This window comes from Sphingomonas sp. HMP6, assembly GCF_013374095.1.
Classification (GTDB): domain Bacteria; phylum Pseudomonadota; class Alphaproteobacteria; order Sphingomonadales; family Sphingomonadaceae; genus Sphingomonas.
Window position 1 is genome coordinate 277,708 of record NZ_AP022672.1, and the last position, 16,903, is coordinate 294,610.

The window sequence follows — 16,903 nt, forward strand, 5'->3', positions numbered from 1 at the left end:
TCTTCCGGGGTCGGACTCTAGCTCCAACTGGAGGAAAAAACGGGGGTCACGTCAGTACCTGCCGGACGACAAGTTGGCATAGGTCTGCGCAACAACGATTTTCCCTTTGGAAACCCACAGCACGATGGGCTGTACTGGCAGCCGGTCACGTATCTGCGAGATCGTATCTGCCAAGACTAGCGTCTTGCCACTTCCCGTTATCGACGCGAGCGTCTGTAGGAATGGCACCGTGGTCAGGCGATCTACCATCAGCGGATTGGATGCGTAGTCGGTAAACCGTGAAGCGATCTGCGAAGCAGCCTGCTCTTGGAACTTGAAGAGGTCCATTAAGCTACCTCCTCCGGACTATTGAATTCATCGTTTTCATTGAGACCAAGATGCGCAAGAATTCGGTCAGGAATTTTCCAGAACCTCACATTGGGGGACTGATAAGTCTCGTAGCGTGCGTACACATGATACGGAGTCTTGATTCCTGCGCGCTTGGCTTCGTTGACGACTGTCCTATAGGTGTCAAGATCAAGGGAACCAACAGGTCCCCCGTTGTCCCATATCAGGAAGTAACCTTCGCCCGCATCGTCTGTGCCAATTAAATACTGATAATCAGTATCGTCGAACACGCTCAAGTTCGGCGCGCTTCTCCGCTGAGACTCCCAATGCGACGTAAGGACGATGTCGATCAATTCGTCGCGCTGCATCGACAACACTGTTTTAGCGTCAATGGTTTTCGTCAGGAGGCGATACTCGAAGCCTCCACCAAGGGGCTCGGCGGTGCTCCCATCGGGGCGCTGGCCTGTCGCCGCATTATGCAAGCGTTTCCAAGTCAGCGTCCGAGCGTATTTGTCTCCGTTCTCCGGTGCTCCCTGTTCAATCAGAATGAAACGACGATCACTGTCCGCCTCTTGATTGAGTGCGAGAACCGAGTGGCCCGTCGTCCCCGAACCGGCATACGGGTCCATGACCAAGCCGCCGGGCGGGCACCAAAGCATGATGATCTTTTTGAACAGGGACATGGGCTTCACGGTCTCGAAACCGTGGCCCTTGCCGACGATGGCATCCAGCTCTTCGATGCCTTCGCGATTACGGCCCGATTCCGTTGCTGCCCAGGATACTGCGCCGATCGAGGTCAGCCGGTCTGGATCGGCCTCATCAACCCAGAACGTCGTTGGTACGGAGCCCATCTTCACGTGAGCGGCGTGCACTTTCAGCATCGGCTGGGCGTCGCCTTTCACACCAAAATACAACTTAGGCCAGTTCCCGGCTTCAAGCCTCGCCAGTGCTTTCCCTCGTGCTTCGACCAGTTTCGGATGGGCGGGATCGAATGACGAGGACGACCGCGTCGGCGCACCCTTGATAACGATCGCTTTCGGCTTGCCGTCTCCTAACTCTCGCTCCTCGTACTGAGAGCCCCACTCGGAAAGCCACTTTCGAATTGTCGCTTTCTCGAATGCCCAGTGTCGCGTTTCAAGCGGCCAATGTAGCTCACCGGTAAATGGGGACTGGATGGCATAGGTGCTCGATTTGTGCGAGGTAGGGCTACGCTTGCCGGTCACGTCCCCCTGTTTCCAGTCCCCAGTCTCATCTCCATCTCTGTTGCCGAATCTAGAATCGGCTTTTTCAGATCGAGCAAGGAGTTTGGTCGAACTAAGAGACTTATCCTTCGCGTACACCAAGGCGTAGTCCGTGGCGGTCGAAACGTGACGCGCATTCTTCGGTGTGGTCTTCTGCCAATTAATAATCGCGATACGGTTCTCTTCTCCAAAGACCTCGTCCATCATCATGCCAAGGTGGAAGAGTTCGTTGTCGTCGATGCAAATAGCGACCACGCCCGACGGCTTTAGCATCGCCTTCATCATTTGAAGGCGAGGCATGATGGTTTTGATCCGCTTGGTGTGACGTGAGCCGTCCTCTTTGGCAACGATAGTGCCAAGATCAGGGTCGTTGGGATCGTTGTCCCACTTATCATTATACCTGAACGATTGCCCAGTGTTGTACGGCGGATCGGTAAGGATCAGGTCAACCTCGCCACGGTATTTGTACAGCGTGACCATTGCCTGAAGGTTTTCACCTTCAATAAGAAGGTTGCAGGCTTGGTCTGCGGGGCTTCCGACGTGAAGTTTCGGCTCCCGCCTCGTCACGCGGGGACGGACGCGGCGATAGATCTCGAGGGCAGTTCGCTTGCCATAAAAGCTGAGGGCAACCCCGTTGGTCAGCAGCCCCCTGACCATCCGCTCCAGGTCGTCTCTGTCGAGTTTTGCAAGCTCGTTACTCAGTTCGTCGCCCTGAAGATCTGGCATCACTTCGTCACCTTGAGTATTTTGGATTCTCGCTGGCTATTCGCCAGAGTGTTCCTATTATGTTCTTGTTTGTCGAGCAATCCCCGGGCGCGACTCATGGCCCCTTGATAGGAGCTATAGTGGGGGTTTTGCTGGTCGGCCAAGCCCAATGCCGGCGGGCGGCTATCTGGGGCCCGTGGCCTGGCACGAACGGGGTGGCAACGATGAGCCGTCATGCCGCCTTCTCCTGCCTGGTGCGAATGTCGGAGATCCACATGGCCAGCGCGTCGATCTCGATCTCGATCACTGAAGGCGCGGGCAAACGGGGATTAATCTCCCCAGGTTGACTGTGAAGCAGCGCCGAACAGCGGCCGAAAGCTTCGCGCATTACCGTGCAGTCCACGTCAGTGAGGATGGTGAGCTTGATCAGACCGGTCGTATCGACCTTGCGGGACAGTCGACGGATCACCGGCCCTACCACTTCTTCCACCGCGCGCTCCCAGGTGGTGCGAAGCTGGTCTTGGAAGGATGTTACCTCCCACTGCCATTTCGCCTGATCGCCGCGTTCGTGATGGATCTTCACATTTGCCAGGTGGGCTTTCATGCCGTCGATCACCTTGTCGAGGGGCATGACGTTGGCGGGCGGATCTTGATGGCAGAAGCCGGCATGGTCAGTGCCGCGGCTAATCAGCCGGTAGGACACGGGCGTTGCCGCCCGGTCCTTGGTCGCCCGGCAGGCTTCGTCGACTAGCAGCAGGAAGGCCATGTCATGGGTGAACACAATGACCTGGCGGCTCTCGCCGGCTTCAGCCAGACGCGCGGCAACCCGATCGCGATGCAGGTGGTCGAGCGAGGACACCGGGTCGTCGAAGACGATCGCCGACTGCGCGTCGATTGTCGACAGCTCGGCGAGGAATGCGGCGAGCGCGACGCAGCGATGTTCGCCTTCGCTTAGAACCTTGCCGACGGGTTCGGCCGGCTTGTTGATCAGGCGCACCTGAAAGAAGGGGACGCCGGCCGTGGTCTTCGCCTGCTGAAGCTCGATCGCGAGGCCTGCAACGCCGAGCTTGTTGACCTCAATTGCGAAGCGACCGCGCAAGCGGTTGGTGACGAGGGCTTGGGCGATCCGCGCGCTCTGCGTCGTGATCTTGTTCGTGGCAGTGTCCTTGCTGGCCTTTTCAAGCGCCTCGACGGCTTTCGCGCGCTCGATCTGGGCAAGCACGTCGGCCTTCACGCCGCCGAGCCATTTGCGGTCGGCCAAGCCGTCGCGTTCGGCGACAAGGGCGGCGCGTTGCGGGGAGTTTGCCTCCGATTGCAGGCCCTCGATCCGGGTGGCGATCCCGTCCAGTAGGCCGCGCAACTCGTCCAGCGAGGCGACGGCCTCCGGTGGCAACGTCGGCAGGACCTCACGGGCATGGGTTCGCAGCACCGCCCGCAGGCGCCAGCACAACTGAACGATCTGCCGGCGAAGGGCCTTCGCCAGCTCGGCCTCGCCGATATCGTCGCGGATCAGGGCGACGAACACCGGGATATTCTTCGTCAGGAAGACCTGAGACGATAGCTGCTCGATCAGTTCGTCATAGGCGTCAGCGGCATCCTCTTCGCGACGCTTGCTCTCGTCCTGGACGAATGCTTCGAAGCTGGTGAGCCTCCTTGCGGCTTCTTCGCCCAGCGGCTGCTGGCACAGTAGGCAATGGGCGTCAGGGGCCGTTACTGGGAATGGCTGTCCGGGATAGGCGGCTTCGCGCGAATAGGCGCGGGCCGCTTCCCATAAAGCCTTCCAGATATCCGAGCCGATGTCCGGCAGCGGTTCTTCGGCAAAGAGACTTGCAGAGGCGGCCGCAGCCGCGTCGCGCGCCGTGGCGAGACGGAGGTGGGCTTCGCGCAGGGTGGTCCGGTTCCCGTCGCTAGCGCCGGCAATCAATCGCTTGATCTGGTCTATCACCGCCGTGATGCGGGTTTCCTGAGTCTGTAGCTGACGGACGGTCCGGGCGGGATCACCGGAGAGATCGGTAATCAGGGTCTGGAGCCGCGCCTCTTCCTGCGCGGTGAGACCGGCGAGTTTCTCGATGGTGTCGGGCTTGGTCTTGCCGGACAAGCTGGCGATTACCTTGCCCACCGCCGTGTCCGGCTTGCACTCAGGTTTTGATAAGACAACTGGCGTCTGCTGTTCCAGCGTCTTTATCTCGGCCGACAGTTTGGCCTTCACATCCTGGCACGTCTGCGCGAGGCCGGCGAGAATGCGCAAAGGAAGCGGCGTATAGGCGAGATCGTTGGTGTTCTCGACATGGACGTTGGCCGTTCGCGAGTCGAAGACGCTGACGGCTGACAGCATCGGATCGGCTGAGCCGCCCTGGCTCCACGTCGCACTGCGCTTCTGCCCACCGATGAAGAAATCGATGCTGGCGGTCGGTACGCCGCCAGAGCCGGCATAGATATTCGGCAGAATGGCGTCGCCCTTCGGAGAGCGTGCGCGGCAGAGCTGCTTGAGGACGCGGGCGTATCCCGATTTGCCGGCGCCGTTGTCGCCATAGATCACGGTGAGGCCGGTCTTGCCGAAGGACAGCCGCTCGCCCGGCGCGAGGGCGTTGACGTTCGCCAGGCCATGCAAGGCGCCCAGGCTGACGACGGCGTGGCTCGCGGCGGGATCGCGAATGTGGCTGGTGTCCAGCGGAACAGCAGGGTTGTCACCTTTGCAGACGGCAACGAGGGCGGTGATGTCAGCGGGCTCAAGCTTCGTCTGGCCGCAGAGCAGGCGCAAGGCGTCACGCTGCCAGCCGGGCAGGTCGGCTGACCATGTCAGGATATCGGCAAGCGCCTCGGCCTCATTCGAGAGGTCATTACTCTCTTCATTCATCGTCCTGGACTCCCCCATTTGGCCCTACTTTGATTGGCCAGCTTTTTTTGATATTTCCAATTGGCCGTGTCTCATCAGGCCCCTCCAACTATGCGTCGTTCCGTGCCGAGCGGGATGATCCAGCCGCCAGCGCGATCCGGTCGCGCGAACTCATCGGGGCTCACCTTTTCAGCCAGACGACCGCGAATGGTCTCCGCTTCGCCATCGATTGCCGCACGGATCAGATCCCGGTCTACTCCGACGAAAACCGGACGAAGGTTGAGCCGGGCCAGGGCCTCCTGATCGACGGTACTAGCGACCGCGTCGGTAATCGGGCCGGCCCGCGTGACGATCCCGCCCACCAGGCCGCCGATATCGTGGGTCTTTTCCACTTGTCCTATCGGCGCACTGTCGAGTGCGCCGCGCGCGCGAGCGGCGGCATCCCGGAGTGGTCGCGGAAAGGGTTGGCGTGTCAGAGCGCGCAGCGCCTGGGCGAGTTCTGCATGCCCCAGAGGTTCGATCATACTGGCGACATGCAGACGAAGCAGGCCGATGAAGGGGGCGTCCTTGTCTTGCGGATCGATGGGATCGCCCTTGTCGATGGGATCGCGAACCGACAGGTGGGCGTCAGCGGGATTGGAATTGGCCACGCCCCACCGACTGGCGACCGCGATCCGCTTTACGGTGACCTTTCGGCCTTTGACCGTCACGTCGATGCGCCCGGCTTGCGTCCAGGCGCGCGCGAGTGCTTTCGCCGGTCCGCCCGGGTCGTGACAGCCCTTGGCCTCCGCGATCGTGAGTGAGGTCAGATCGGATTTGCATGCGATCCAGTCGGGGAGGTCGCCTCGGGCAAGGCGCTTGATCCTGACCTGCTGATTCCGAGGCAAGCCGCCCCCTCATTCCGAAATAATGCCGCCCCCGGATTCCGAGAAATAGTCGCCCCCGGATTCCGAGATGATGTCGCCCCCTTGCGGGGTGGGTCGGACCGGGATCGCCGGCAGGGTTATCGTCGCTCCTTTGGGTCTGTCCGAAGGAGTGAATGATGCCGGCGGGAAGGGTGAGTATGCGACGTGTCCGCGAGATGATGAGATACCGGTTCGAACAGGAGCTGGGATACAAGGCGATATCGCTGCGCGTGGGTGCGGTGCCCTCGACGGTGCGGGCGACCTTGAAGCGTGTCGCGGATGCGGGACTGAGATGGCCGCTGGACGAGACGCTCGGCGATGCTGCGCTGGAGGCATCACTCTACCGCGATGCGGGCAAGAAGACCGGCCACCGCCGCTGTCCCGAACCCGACTGGGCGCAAGTTCATCGCGAGCTGAAGCGCAAGCATGTCACGCTGCAGGTGTTGTGGGACGAGTATATCGCCGAGCATCCGACCGGCTATCGCTACAGCCGATTCTGCGACCTGTATCGCGGCTGGGCGATGAAGCTGCCGGTTACGATGCGTCAGAACCATGCGCCGGGTGACAAGCTGTTCGTCGATTATGCGGGCGACAAGATCGCGGTGGTGATCGACCGACTGACGGGCGAAGTGCGTGACGCGCATATCTTCGTGGCGGTGCTGGGGGCGTCCAGCCTGACCTATGCCGAGGGAAGCTGGACCGAGACGCTGCCCGACTGGCTGGCGGCGCACACGCGCGCGCTCGCAATGTTCGGCGGTGCGCCGGCGCTGTTCGTGCCCGACAATGCGAAGGTCGCGGTGATCAAGGCTTGTCTTTACGATCCGCAGGTCAACCGCAGCTATGCCGAGATGGCGGCGCATTACGACAGCACGGTGCTGCCGACGCGGCCGCGCCGCCCGCGCGATAAGGCAAAGGTCGAAGCTGCCGTGCTGATCGTCGAGCGCTGGCTGTTCGGACGCCTTCGGCGTCGGATCTTCTACAGCCTGGCCGAACTGAACGCCGCGATCGCCGGGTTGCTTGCCGAGTTGAACGATCGGCGCGTGCTGCGCCGGGTTGGGCAGACGCGTCGTCAGTTGTTCGAAGAGATCGACCGGCCCGCGCTGAAGCCGCTGCCAGCCGAGCCCTATGTCTACGCCGAATGGCGGCGCAGGCGCGCAGGACTCGATTATCACGTCGAGATCGAGCGGCATTATTACTCCGTCCCATACCGCTTCGCACGCGAGCCGATCGAAGCGCGGATCACCGCGGCGACCATCGAGCTGTTCCACAAGGGCGAGCGGATCGCCGCGCACATGCGCGGCTCGGGCAATGGCCGCCATACCACGATCCCGGAGCATATGCCCTCGTCGCACCGGCGCTTTGCCGACTGGACAGTAGAGCGGATCGCGCGCGATGCGACCGCGATCGGGCCATGTACGGCATTGCTGTGCGAGAAGATCCTCGTTGAACGGCGCCATCCCGAGCAGGGCTTCCGGGCCTGTATGGGCATCATGCGCATGACGCGCAGCTTCGGTGCCAAGCGGATCGAAGCGGCTTGTTCGCGCGCGCTCGATATCGGTGCGCTCACCTACGGCTCGGTCAGATCGATCCTCGACAAGAACCTCGACCAGATCCCGTCATCGCCTCCGGTTGAGAGCCCGCCGGTCGATCATCCCAACATCCGGGGCTCACGCTATTATCACTGAAAGGAACACGACGATGCTCGCACATCCGACGCTTGATCGGCTGAACGAAATGGGCCTGGCCGGTATGGCCAGGGCGTTCGACGAACTTGCCACCAATGCCGAAGCGGATCGGCTTACCCATCCCGAATGGCTGGCACTCCTCCTCGATCGCGAATGGGGCGTCCGTCACGATCGCAAGCTTGCCGCCAGGCTGCGGTTCGCCAAGCTGCGCCATCAGGCCTCGCCCGAGGACATCGATTATCGCAAACCCCGCGGGCTCGACCGCGCGCTGGTCGTGAAGCTCGTGGTCGGCGACTGGATCGCCGCCCACGACAATCTGGTCATCACCGGACCCACCGGGGTCGGTAAGAGCTGGCTTGCCTGCGCGCTTGGTCACAAGGCCTGCCGCGACGATCGCTCGGTGCTCTATCAGCGCGTCCCCAAGCTGTTCACCAGCCTCGCGCTTGCCCGCGGGGATGGTCGTCACGAACGCTTGCTGCGAAAGCTCGGCGGCGTGCAGCTACTCATCCTCGACGACTGGGGCCTGGAGCCGCTCGACGCACTCGCGCGCCACGATCTGCTCGAGATCCTCGAAGAACGCTACGGGCGGCGCTCGACGATCGTTACCAGCCAGCTGCCCATCGCCAGTTGGCATCAGGTGATCGCGGATCCGACCTATGCCGACGCGATCCTCGATCGCCTCGTCCACAACGCCCATCGGCTCGACCTCGATGGCGATAGCATGCGGCGTGCGAAAACCAGCCAGATCGCTTGACGTAAGCACCGAACGAAACAACAACGATCATTGCCGACAAGGCCCCGCTTCCGGGGGGCGACATCATCTCGGAATCAGGGGGCGCGATCATCTCGGAAACGGGGGGCGACTTCGTCGGAATCAGCATCCTGACCTGCTTGCGACGGTCGAGATCGATCATGTGGTTGCCGAGATGGGCGAAGATGGAGAGATCGAAATATCGCTCGAGATAAGCGCGGGCAACGAACCGTCCGAACAGGCCTGACAACGCGACCTTCACTTCGCGCGCCTGGCCAAGCGGTTGTCTGAAAATGAAGGACGTGCCCGCGCCGGTCGGTGCTAGCAGTGCATCCAAGATTGACCACGCGCCATAGGCTGCGCCCGGCGTCTGCAGCACTTCGCGAATGCCGGCGTCTTCGATCTCAGAGACGTCTAGCGCGATGGTCGCGCCGGGGGACGGGTCAAGTGATGGAGGTGCGAAGCTGTAGATGAAGGTTCGGGTCATAGCGCCAGCGCCCGCTTGAGATCATCGTGCTCAAAGGCGCTGGCCATCCGGGTAATCTCTGCAGAGCGGGCGCCGGCCGTCTTGGCGGTTTCACGCCACGTCGCGGTCACGGTCGCGACCTCTTTGACGATTGCTCTGGCCTGCAGCAGTGTGAGGCCGAAGAACTCCGAAGCCGCCTCAAGCAGGTCAAGCGAGCAGGTGCCCTCGTCGAGGTCGATGTTCGTCGTCAGCACACGCGCCTTGAGGTCGGTGGGCACAGGATTGAGGTCATAGGCCGGAGAAAGAGACCATCCTGCCTTGCCGAGCCAAAGGAAACCATGGTTACGCAGATGATCGTCGACATTGGAAATCAGCACGTTGAAGACGACGCGCCGATATAGGGCATGAGCGTCCGTCTTCCCCTGCGCACCATGTTGCGTAAGAGCATCGACGATCTCCGGGTAGCTGCCGCGCTCACCGTCCTTGGCGCCCATCATCGCCATCGCTGACAGGAAAGGAATGCGGATCGGGCCGGCGCGATCGAAGCGCCGCGATAGCATCACCGCCTTGCCGGCGACCTCAATCAGCTCATGGTGAGGGGTGGTGATGCCGGCCTGGTCAGCCAGCCGCAGCGCAATCTCCTCCCACGTCTCCATGCTGTATTCGTCGGTCTCCTTCGGGAATTTGGCGATGGAGAGGTGTCCGTGCTGGTCGATGACCGACGCTTTCGGCCGCGCGCCGCCGAGGGAGGAGCCGGGGGCGAAGATGAGTTGAAGGTCCTCGTCCGTTTCCTCGTCCCGGAGGATCCGCTCGGTGATCTGGAGCAGTCGCCCGAGTTCGATCAGGGCGGGGACACCGGCGCGGATCGGCGCCTGAAACGTCTCTTCGCCTGCCCAGCGGAATCGGAGTGCGCCTAGGCGGGTCTCGTCGGCGACGCCGAGCAGGTAATCGCTTTCCGCCAGGGTGCGCACGGCGCGGCTTTCGCGTTCGGCAAGACGGCGCTCGGCCCGCTGCATCAGGCGGCGGCCCCATGTGTCGGGCGCGGAGTCTCCGATGGAGCCGAAAGTCACCAGTCCGGCAGGAGGGGCGAAGGCACCACGGGTCAGGGCAAGGGCAGGCTCGAGCGAGAACCGGTCGGGATCAACGAGCCACGCGGCATCATATTCGAAAAGGATAGTCTCCGTGCCTCGGACGCGATTGCTCCTCGCCAGGCCGATAGGGCGCGTGCGGCCGTCCAGGTCGATATGTGCCTCGAAATCAGCCATCGCTAGATGATCCGACTGTTCGCTTGAGGTGGACGTGCTTGGGTAGTTCCGCGCTGGCCAGCGCTTGTCCAACCGGGTCGTTGCCGATGTCGGCGATCTGGCCCAGACCGTCGAGCAGGCCGAGCGCCTGAAGGACGCCCGCATAAATGCCGATGCTGACATTGGTGTCCCCAGCCTCGACCTTTTGCAGGGTCGAGCGGGACGTGAAGGCGCGTTCCGCGACGACAGCCATCGGCAGCCGCCGACGCCGACGTGCATCGTGGATGTCCGCACCGAGCTTGCGCAGGGCGCGCCGCACAGCGGCGGGAGGATTATGTGGTGTAGGCATTTGAAACCTTCGCACTACAGATTGGCTATATATGTAGCACGAAGATCACAATTTTCCTAGCCCTCGCGCGATGGCCATCCCATTAAAAGGGGGATGGCGGACCGAGCCCGTGACGGTATAATTCCGGGAGGCTGAATCGTGGCCGGCGTAGTCTGGCGTAGAGGCGGCGGTGCGGGCTGGGGTGACTTTCGGAATGATGTCGCCGCCGCGCCTGCCGATAGATGGCGGAACCACAATTTCCGCGATCTGCCGGAAAAAGCCAATGATTTCAAAGGCCGGTACTTTTGACGGTCTATATGACGGTATACGGAAATCGAGAAAATATTTTGTGCAATGACTTCATATGCTTAATCTATCAGTTGATAATCGAGTGGGAGTGATTCGGAGCGTTTGAAGACCTCCGACGACGATCGCGATTTTGCGCGTAAGCGCTTCTGAAATAATTGTTTCTCTTTCGACGCAGGCATCGCCGCCGCAGGCTCGGGCGGTCGCGAGCGCGTAACCGGATCGATCCCCAATTACGGAGGCGCGCTGGTCGATCCGGGGCATCTCGAATTTGCCCATGTAGCCCAGATCCAATTGGGAGATGCACGGTCGCACTAGTGCGCAGCATCGCCAAGACGTTGCCGTGAGGTTACGCCGCTTTGCGTTGCATCATGCTGCGCCGTGACACCGATGTGCCGCGTGACGATCAGCAATCTGGCGGCAAATACTCTATCGCATTCGCTTGCTCCAGGGTCGCGAGAAACGCGACAGGAACGACGTGGAGAGTGCTGAGTCGGCGACGCGCATTCAGTGCGCTCGCCATGCGCTCCGGCAACGTGAAACCGGCGCTTACGCCGCTCACTTGATCTGCTGCTTTTCCAACTTGCGTGCGAGCGTGCGGCGATGCATCCCGAGTCGCCGTGCCGCCTCCGAAATATTGAACCCGGTGTCAGCCAGCGTTTGATGAATATGTTCCCACTCGAGCGTCTTGATCGAGGTTGAGCGGCCGACAACGGGTACGTCGGCATCGCCCTCGGCCTTGGCAAAGGCGGCAAGGATATCGTCTGTGTTCGAAGGCTTGGGCAAGTAATTGGCAGCGCCAAGCTTGATCGCCTCGACCGCGGTGGCGATGCTGGCATAGCCGGTCAGCACGACGATCGTCGCGGCGGGCGCACGTGCATGAATCGCGGCGACGCAGATTAGGCCGGAGGCCGCCCCGAGCTTGAGATCGACCACCGCGAATTCAGGCAGTCGCTCCGCCATCACGCCTTCGACCGTCGCGAGATCCGGCGCCACCGCCACTTCGTAGCCGCGGCGTTCGAACGATCGGCTGAGTGTCCGCGCAAAGGCGACATCGTCCTCGACGATCAGCAGAAACGGCAAGGTCATCGCGCGCTCCATTGCAGCGTCGCCAGCGGCAGCCGTAACGAGATCACCGCGCCGCCTTCGGGATGATTCGCCGCCGAGACCGTGCCGCCGAGCTTGCGCATCGCGTTGACGACCAGGAACAGCCCCAGGCCGCCCCCCTGCCGTGCCTTGGTGGAGCGGTAGGGCTGGCCGAAATTGGCAAGCATGTCGTCGCTAAAGCCAGGGCCGTGGTCGCGGATATCGAGGGCAAGCGCGGTGTTCTCGCGCCTGACCTGAAGCCACACGGGCTGACCGCAGGCCTCCAGCGCATTGTCGAGCACATTGCGGATCACCTGGCCGAGCGCGGTGTCCGAGACAATCGCGATATCGTCGCCGAAGCGGTTTTCGTAGTCCAGCGCGTCTTCGCCATGCTGCGCGCGCCAGTCGGCGACAACACCGTCGAAAAACGCGTGGACGGTCGTCACCGACGGGTGCTCGCCACGCGCCTCGCCGGCTGCGGCAAGGATCCCCGAAACGATCGTCTTGCAGCGCGCGATGGCCGTCTGCATTTCGTCAATTTCCTCAAGGAGCGCGGGATTGGCGGTCAAGGCAGGCATCCTGCGCCAATCGTTGATGATCACGGCGAGCGATGCGAGCGGCGTTCCCAATTCATGCGCCGCGCCCGAGGCGAGCAGGCCCATGCGCACGATATGGTCCTCCTCCGCCGCGTGTTGCCGCATCGTCGCGAGCCGTGCGTCACGCGCGCGCAGGTTCCGGTTGATCCGCGTAACGAATGCCACCAGCAACACCGCGACCAACCCGAAGCATAGAAGCGCGCCAATGACATACAAATTGGCCCAGCCAGATACGACGCGTGGTGGCAGCGCAAGCGGCAAATGGCGTTCGATCAGGAACACGAAGGCAGCACTTGTCGTCGCAACCAGCGCCCAACTCGACCACGTATCGAGCAGCACCGCGCCGAGCACAACCTGCAGGAGAAAGAGCGAGATGAACGGGTTGGTCGCGCCGCCGCTTTGATACAGTAATGCGGTCAGTGCCGCGACATCGACCAGCAGGCTGGCGAACAGTCTGCCGTTCGAAATCGTCGCGCGGCGCGGCAATTGCCACATGCTGAAGATGTTGAGCAGCACCAGCGCCGCGACCACACCGAGCATCGGCAGTATTGGTAGTGCAACGCCCATCACGAACTGGACGATCAAGATCGTCGCGCATTGCCCGATCACCGCGAGCCAGCGCAGATTGACGAGCTGGCGCATATTGTCGCGCCCGGTGGTGTCGATCGCGGGCGGGGCCGTGGGCATCATATGCGGCGAGCCTCGCGCAGCAGCACGACGGCACCCGCTGCGGCCATCGCCGCCAGGATAAACCAGGTGATCGCGTAAACGAGGTGATTGTTGGTGAAGCGTATCACGGTCAGGCCGCCGACCGGGGCGTTCGCCGCTGCGCCGGGTACGGCGTCGGCATCGATGAAATAGGGGGCGACCGCTCCGGCGTGGCGCGCGGCGGCGATCGCGGCGACATCGCGCGAAAACCAGCGGTCGCCGGCGGGATCGTTGCGGCGGAGAAAAGCGCCGCCGGGTTCGGACAGGCGCAAAAGCCCGGTCACTGCCGCCGCCCCGCCCGGGGGGATCGCGCCCCGGCCCGCGACGAAACCGCGATTGACCAGCACGGTGAAGCCGCGATCGATGACGAGCGGGGTCATCACCCAGAAACCGGGACCGCGCTCGGTCACCGCCTGGACCAAAGTTGCGTGGTCGTCGCGGTAGCGGCCGCGCGCGACGATGTGGCGGTAGGCGTCGCGCTCGGCGGTTATCGCTGCCCATTGCGCCGGCCCCGGTGCCGCCACCGGCGCGGCCCGCACCCGCGTATCGACTTGCGCGATCAGCGCGCGCTTCCACGCCAAGCGCTCGATCTGCCAGACGCCGAGCCCGATCAGCCCGGCACACAGCACACCCGCGACGACCGCCAACAGCGCGCTCGTCGCGGGCGTTCGGGTCATTGCTGGCTCATTGCGGCGGGGCTCATCGGCATCATGTTGGCGTTCATGTGATACATCACCCAGATCGACCCCGCCAGCGTGACGATGACGACCACCAGCGTGAACATCAGCGCGAGGAACGACCAGCCGCCCTCCGCCCGCGTCGTCATGTGGAGGAAGAAGACCATGTGGACGACGATTTGGACCAGCGCCATGCCGAGCACGATGATCGCGGTCGACGTCGGGTCCAGATATCCGCTCATCACCAAAGCGAACGGGATCGCGGTCAGCACCACCGACAGGACGAAGCCGATCAGATACCCCCGCAGCGTGCCGTGCGGCCCAGTGTCGTCATGGCCGGCATGGTCGTCATGCGCGGCGGCGGGGGTCAGCGTATCGGCGCTCATGCGAGCACTCCCATGAGATAGACGATGGTGAAGACGCCGATCCAGATGACGTCGAGGAAATGCCAGAACATGCCGAGGCACATCAGCCGGCGCTTATTGTCGGGTCCGATGCCGTGCGTCCCGAGCTGAACGATCAGCGTCACCAGCCAGATCAGCCCGAAGGTGACGTGCAGCCCATGCGTACCGACCAGCGTGAAGAAGGACGACAGGAAGGCGCTGCGCTGCGGCCCGGCACCTTCATGGATCAGGTGCGAAAATTCGTAGAGCTCGATGCAAAGGAAGGCGAGACCGAACAGCCCGGTAAGCGCCAACCAGCCCTGCACCGCGCGCACGCTCGCGCCCTTGCGCTCTAGCGTCAGCATCGCGAAACCATAGGTCAGCGACGACAGCAGCAGCATCGCGGTGTTGAGCGCGACTAGCGGCAGCTCGAACAACTGCTTCGGCCCCGGCCCACCGGCATAGGAATGGCCGAGCACCGCATAACAGGCGAACAGGATCGCGAAGATGAGGCAGTCGCTCATCAGATACATCCAGAAGCCCAGCGCGGTGCTGCCGCCGGCGGGGTGATCGTGCTCGTCGAGGTCGTAGAACACCGGCGTTGCGCCGCCGAAATCCTCGTGCGTCTGGGCGTTCATGCCGCAACGCCTTCGGTGGCGAGCTGGCGAGTCCGGGCATTCTCGATGCGCATGACATCCTCGACCGGGATGTGGAAATCCCGCTTGTAGAAGAACGAATGGCCGATCGTGACCACGAACAGGCCGACCAGGCTCACGGCGGCGAGCCACCAGATGTACCAGATCATTGCGAAGCCGAAGGCGACGCTCAGCGCGGCGAGGATGACGCCCGTTCCGGTGTTCTTGGGCATGTGGATTGCCCGGAAGCCCTCCGTCGGGCGCACCGCGCCGCGCTGCTTCATGTCCCACCACGCATCATTGTCGTACACCACCGGCGTGAACGCGAAATTATAGTCGGGCGGCGGCGAGGAGGTCGACCATTCGAGCGTGCGGCCATCCCACGGGTCGCCGGTCACGTCGCGCAGCGCCTCGCGGTTGCGGATGCTGACGATGATCTGAACCGCCATGCACGCGATGCCGAGCGCGATCAGCACCGCGCCGAATGCGGCGACCGCGAAGAACGGCTGATAGGCGGTATCGTCGAAATGGCTCAACCGCCGCGTCACCCCCATCAGGCCGAGCGCGTAGAGCGGCGCAAACGCGCACCAGAAGCCCGATACCCACAGCCAGAACGAGCGCTTGCCCCACACTCGGTCAAGCTTGAAGCCGAACGCCTTGGGCCACCAGTAATTGATGCCCGCGAACATCCCGAACAGCGTGCCGCCGATGATGACATTGTGGAAATGCGCCACCAGGAACAACGAATTGTGCAGGACGAAATCGGCCGGCGGCACCGCCAGCAGCACGCCCGTCATCCCGCCGATCGTGAAGGTCAGCATGAAGGCGAGCGTCCACATCATCGGCAGCTCGTAGCGGATCCGCCCGCGGTACATTGTGAACAGCCAGTTGAAGATCTTCGCGCCGGTCGGGATCGAGATGATCATCGTCGTAATGGCGAAGAACGAATTGACGCTGGCACCCGACCCCATCGTGAAGAAGTGATGCAGCCAAACGAGGTAGGCGAGAATGGTGATGACCACGGTGGCGTACACCATCGAGGTATAGCCGAAGATGCGCTTGCTCGAGAAGGTGGCGACAATTTCGGAATAGACGCCAAAAGCGGGCAGGATCAGGATATAGACCTCCGGATGGCCCCAGATCCAGATGAGGTTGACGTACATCATCGGATTGCCACCAAGGCCGTTGGTGAAGAACTGCATCCCGACATAGCGGTCGAGCGAGAGCAAGGCGAGCACGGCCGTTAGCACCGGGAAAGCGGCGACGATCAGCGTGTTGGTGCACAGCGCAGTCCAGCAGAAGATCGGCATCTTCATCAGCGTCATGCCCGGCGCGCGCATCTTGACGATCGTCGCGATCAAATTGACGCCCGACAGCAAGGTGCCGATGCCCGCCACCTGCAACCCCCAGATATAATAATCGACCCCCACGTCGGGGCTTGCCACCACACCCGATAGCGGCGGCATCGCCAGCCAGCCGGTGCGCGCATAATTGCCGACGAACAGCGAAATCATCGTGATCGCGGCACCCGCCGCGGTCATCCAGAAGCTGACGTTGTTGAGATAGGGGAACGACACGTCGCGCGCGCCGATCTGCAGCGGCACGACGAAGTTCATCAGCCCCGCGACCAGCGGCATCGCCACGAAGAAGATCATGATCACGCCGTGCGCGGTGAAGATCTGGTTATAATGGTCGGGCGGGAGGTATCCGGCATTGTCACCGAACGCCATCGCCTGCTGCGCGCGCATCATCAGCGCGTCGGAAAACCCGCGCACGAACATCACCAGCCCGAGGATGATGTACATGATGCCGATCTTCTTATGATCGACGCTGGTCAACCAATCGTGCCACAGCACGCCCCAGACGCGATATTTGGTGATCAAGGCGAGCAACGCGAGGCCGCCGATCGCGATGGCAACGACGGTCACCAGCACGATCGGTTCGTGCAGCGGAAGCGAGTCGATCGTAAGACGCCCGAAAATAGGGCTGACCGGCGGGGTAGGATGGTCCATCGGCGGCATCAT

The 16,903-nt window shown here is 62.4% G+C and carries 14 protein-coding genes; 2 read left to right on the plus strand and 12 right to left on the minus strand.

Annotated features, from left to right (window positions below):
• Window positions 1-51: 51 nt before the first annotated feature.
• The 4 genes from HMP06_RS01395 to HMP06_RS01410 form a co-directional block, all read right to left on the minus strand.
• Window positions 52-327, minus strand: coding sequence for a DEAD/DEAH box helicase family protein (locus HMP06_RS01395; RefSeq protein ID WP_176495466.1), 276 nt, complete (start codon window positions 325-327; stop codon window positions 52-54).
• Window positions 327-2,294, minus strand: a complete 1,968-nt coding sequence (locus HMP06_RS01400; protein WP_176495467.1) for a site-specific DNA-methyltransferase — start codon at window positions 2,292-2,294, stop codon at window positions 327-329. Before HMP06_RS01400 ends, HMP06_RS01395 begins: the two co-directional genes overlap by 1 nt.
• A 211-nt stretch (window positions 2,295-2,505) precedes the next feature.
• Window positions 2,506-5,130 (minus strand): AAA family ATPase, encoded by a 2,625-nt coding sequence (locus HMP06_RS01405; RefSeq protein WP_176495468.1) that lies wholly within the window; start codon window positions 5,128-5,130, stop codon window positions 2,506-2,508.
• A 74-nt stretch (window positions 5,131-5,204) separates the two neighbouring features.
• On the minus strand, window positions 5,205-5,996 hold the full coding sequence (locus tag HMP06_RS01410) for a hypothetical protein (protein WP_176495469.1): 792 nt from the start codon (window positions 5,994-5,996) through the stop codon (window positions 5,205-5,207).
• 176 nt (window positions 5,997-6,172) lie between these two features.
• Between HMP06_RS01410 and istA the strand changes: the two genes are divergently transcribed.
• Window positions 6,173-7,699 (plus strand): IS21 family transposase, encoded by a 1,527-nt coding sequence (gene istA / locus HMP06_RS01415; protein ID WP_176495470.1) that lies wholly within the window; start codon window positions 6,173-6,175, stop codon window positions 7,697-7,699.
• A gap of 13 nt (window positions 7,700-7,712) precedes the next feature.
• Window positions 7,713-8,453: an IS21-like element helper ATPase IstB gene (gene istB / locus HMP06_RS01420; protein ID WP_176495471.1), complete on the plus strand. Its 741-nt coding sequence runs from the start codon at window positions 7,713-7,715 to the stop codon at window positions 8,451-8,453.
• Between the two features lie 480 nt (window positions 8,454-8,933).
• On the opposite strand, the gene HMP06_RS01425 is transcribed toward istB, so the two are convergent.
• The 8 genes from HMP06_RS01425 to cyoB all read right to left on the minus strand — a co-directional run bounded on the left by HMP06_RS01425 (window position 8,934) and on the right by cyoB (window position 16,903).
• Window positions 8,934-10,181: a type II toxin-antitoxin system HipA family toxin gene (locus tag HMP06_RS01425; RefSeq protein WP_176495472.1), complete on the minus strand. Its 1,248-nt coding sequence runs from the start codon at window positions 10,179-10,181 to the stop codon at window positions 8,934-8,936.
• Window positions 10,174-10,509: a helix-turn-helix domain-containing protein gene (locus HMP06_RS01430; RefSeq protein ID WP_176495473.1), complete on the minus strand. Its 336-nt coding sequence runs from the start codon at window positions 10,507-10,509 to the stop codon at window positions 10,174-10,176. Before HMP06_RS01430 ends, HMP06_RS01425 begins: the two co-directional genes overlap by 8 nt.
• 843 nt (window positions 10,510-11,352) lie before the next feature.
• Window positions 11,353-11,883, minus strand: coding sequence for a response regulator transcription factor (locus HMP06_RS01435; protein WP_176495474.1), 531 nt, complete (start codon window positions 11,881-11,883; stop codon window positions 11,353-11,355).
• On the minus strand, window positions 11,880-13,166 hold the full coding sequence (locus tag HMP06_RS01440) for an ATP-binding protein (protein ID WP_232089815.1): 1,287 nt from the start codon (window positions 13,164-13,166) through the stop codon (window positions 11,880-11,882). Before HMP06_RS01440 ends, HMP06_RS01435 begins: the two co-directional genes overlap by 4 nt.
• The gene (locus HMP06_RS01445; protein ID WP_176495475.1) at window positions 13,163-13,861 is read right to left on the minus strand and encodes an SURF1 family protein; all 699 of its coding nucleotides are present in this window, start codon (window positions 13,859-13,861) and stop codon (window positions 13,163-13,165) included. The genes HMP06_RS01440 and HMP06_RS01445 overlap by 4 nt, the downstream gene beginning before the upstream one ends.
• Window positions 13,858-14,247: a cytochrome o ubiquinol oxidase subunit IV gene (gene cyoD / locus HMP06_RS01450; RefSeq protein WP_176495476.1), complete on the minus strand. Its 390-nt coding sequence runs from the start codon at window positions 14,245-14,247 to the stop codon at window positions 13,858-13,860. Before cyoD ends, HMP06_RS01445 begins: the two co-directional genes overlap by 4 nt.
• Window positions 14,244-14,882 (minus strand): cytochrome o ubiquinol oxidase subunit III, encoded by a 639-nt coding sequence (gene cyoC / locus HMP06_RS01455; RefSeq protein WP_176495477.1) that lies wholly within the window; start codon window positions 14,880-14,882, stop codon window positions 14,244-14,246. Before cyoC ends, cyoD begins: the two co-directional genes overlap by 4 nt.
• Complete coding sequence (gene cyoB / locus HMP06_RS01460; RefSeq protein WP_232089817.1) at window positions 14,879-16,903, minus strand: cytochrome o ubiquinol oxidase subunit I; 2,025 nt, start codon at window positions 16,901-16,903, stop codon at window positions 14,879-14,881. Before cyoB ends, cyoC begins: the two co-directional genes overlap by 4 nt.

Excerpts from the sequence above, each read along its gene's own strand:
- HMP06_RS01400 (WP_176495467.1), bottom strand. The coding sequence starts at position 2,294 with ATGCCAGATCTTCAGGGCGACGAACTGAGTAACGAGCTTGCAAAACTC.
- HMP06_RS01395 (WP_176495466.1), bottom strand. The coding sequence starts at position 327 with ATGGACCTCTTCAAGTTCCAAGAGCAGGCTGCTTCGCAGATCGCTTCA.
- cyoB (WP_232089817.1), bottom strand. The coding sequence starts at position 16,903 with ATGATGCCGCCGATGGACCATCCTACCCCGCCGGTCAGCCCTATTTTC.
- HMP06_RS01435 (WP_176495474.1), bottom strand. The coding sequence starts at position 11,883 with ATGACCTTGCCGTTTCTGCTGATCGTCGAGGACGATGTCGCCTTTGCG.
- cyoC (WP_176495477.1), bottom strand. The coding sequence starts at position 14,882 with ATGAACGCCCAGACGCACGAGGATTTCGGCGGCGCAACGCCGGTGTTC.
- HMP06_RS01430 (WP_176495473.1), bottom strand. The coding sequence starts at position 10,509 with ATGCCTACACCACATAATCCTCCCGCCGCTGTGCGGCGCGCCCTGCGC.
- istB (WP_176495471.1), top strand. The coding sequence starts at position 7,713 with ATGCTCGCACATCCGACGCTTGATCGGCTGAACGAAATGGGCCTGGCC.
- istA (WP_176495470.1), top strand. The coding sequence starts at position 6,173 with ATGCGACGTGTCCGCGAGATGATGAGATACCGGTTCGAACAGGAGCTG.
- HMP06_RS01440 (WP_232089815.1), bottom strand. The coding sequence starts at position 13,166 with ATGATGCCCACGGCCCCGCCCGCGATCGACACCACCGGGCGCGACAAT.
- cyoD (WP_176495476.1), bottom strand. The coding sequence starts at position 14,247 with ATGAGCGCCGATACGCTGACCCCCGCCGCCGCGCATGACGACCATGCC.
- HMP06_RS01425 (WP_176495472.1), bottom strand. The coding sequence starts at position 10,181 with ATGGCTGATTTCGAGGCACATATCGACCTGGACGGCCGCACGCGCCCT.
- HMP06_RS01445 (WP_176495475.1), bottom strand. The coding sequence starts at position 13,861 with ATGACCCGAACGCCCGCGACGAGCGCGCTGTTGGCGGTCGTCGCGGGT.
- HMP06_RS01405 (WP_176495468.1), bottom strand. The coding sequence starts at position 5,130 with ATGAATGAAGAGAGTAATGACCTCTCGAATGAGGCCGAGGCGCTTGCC.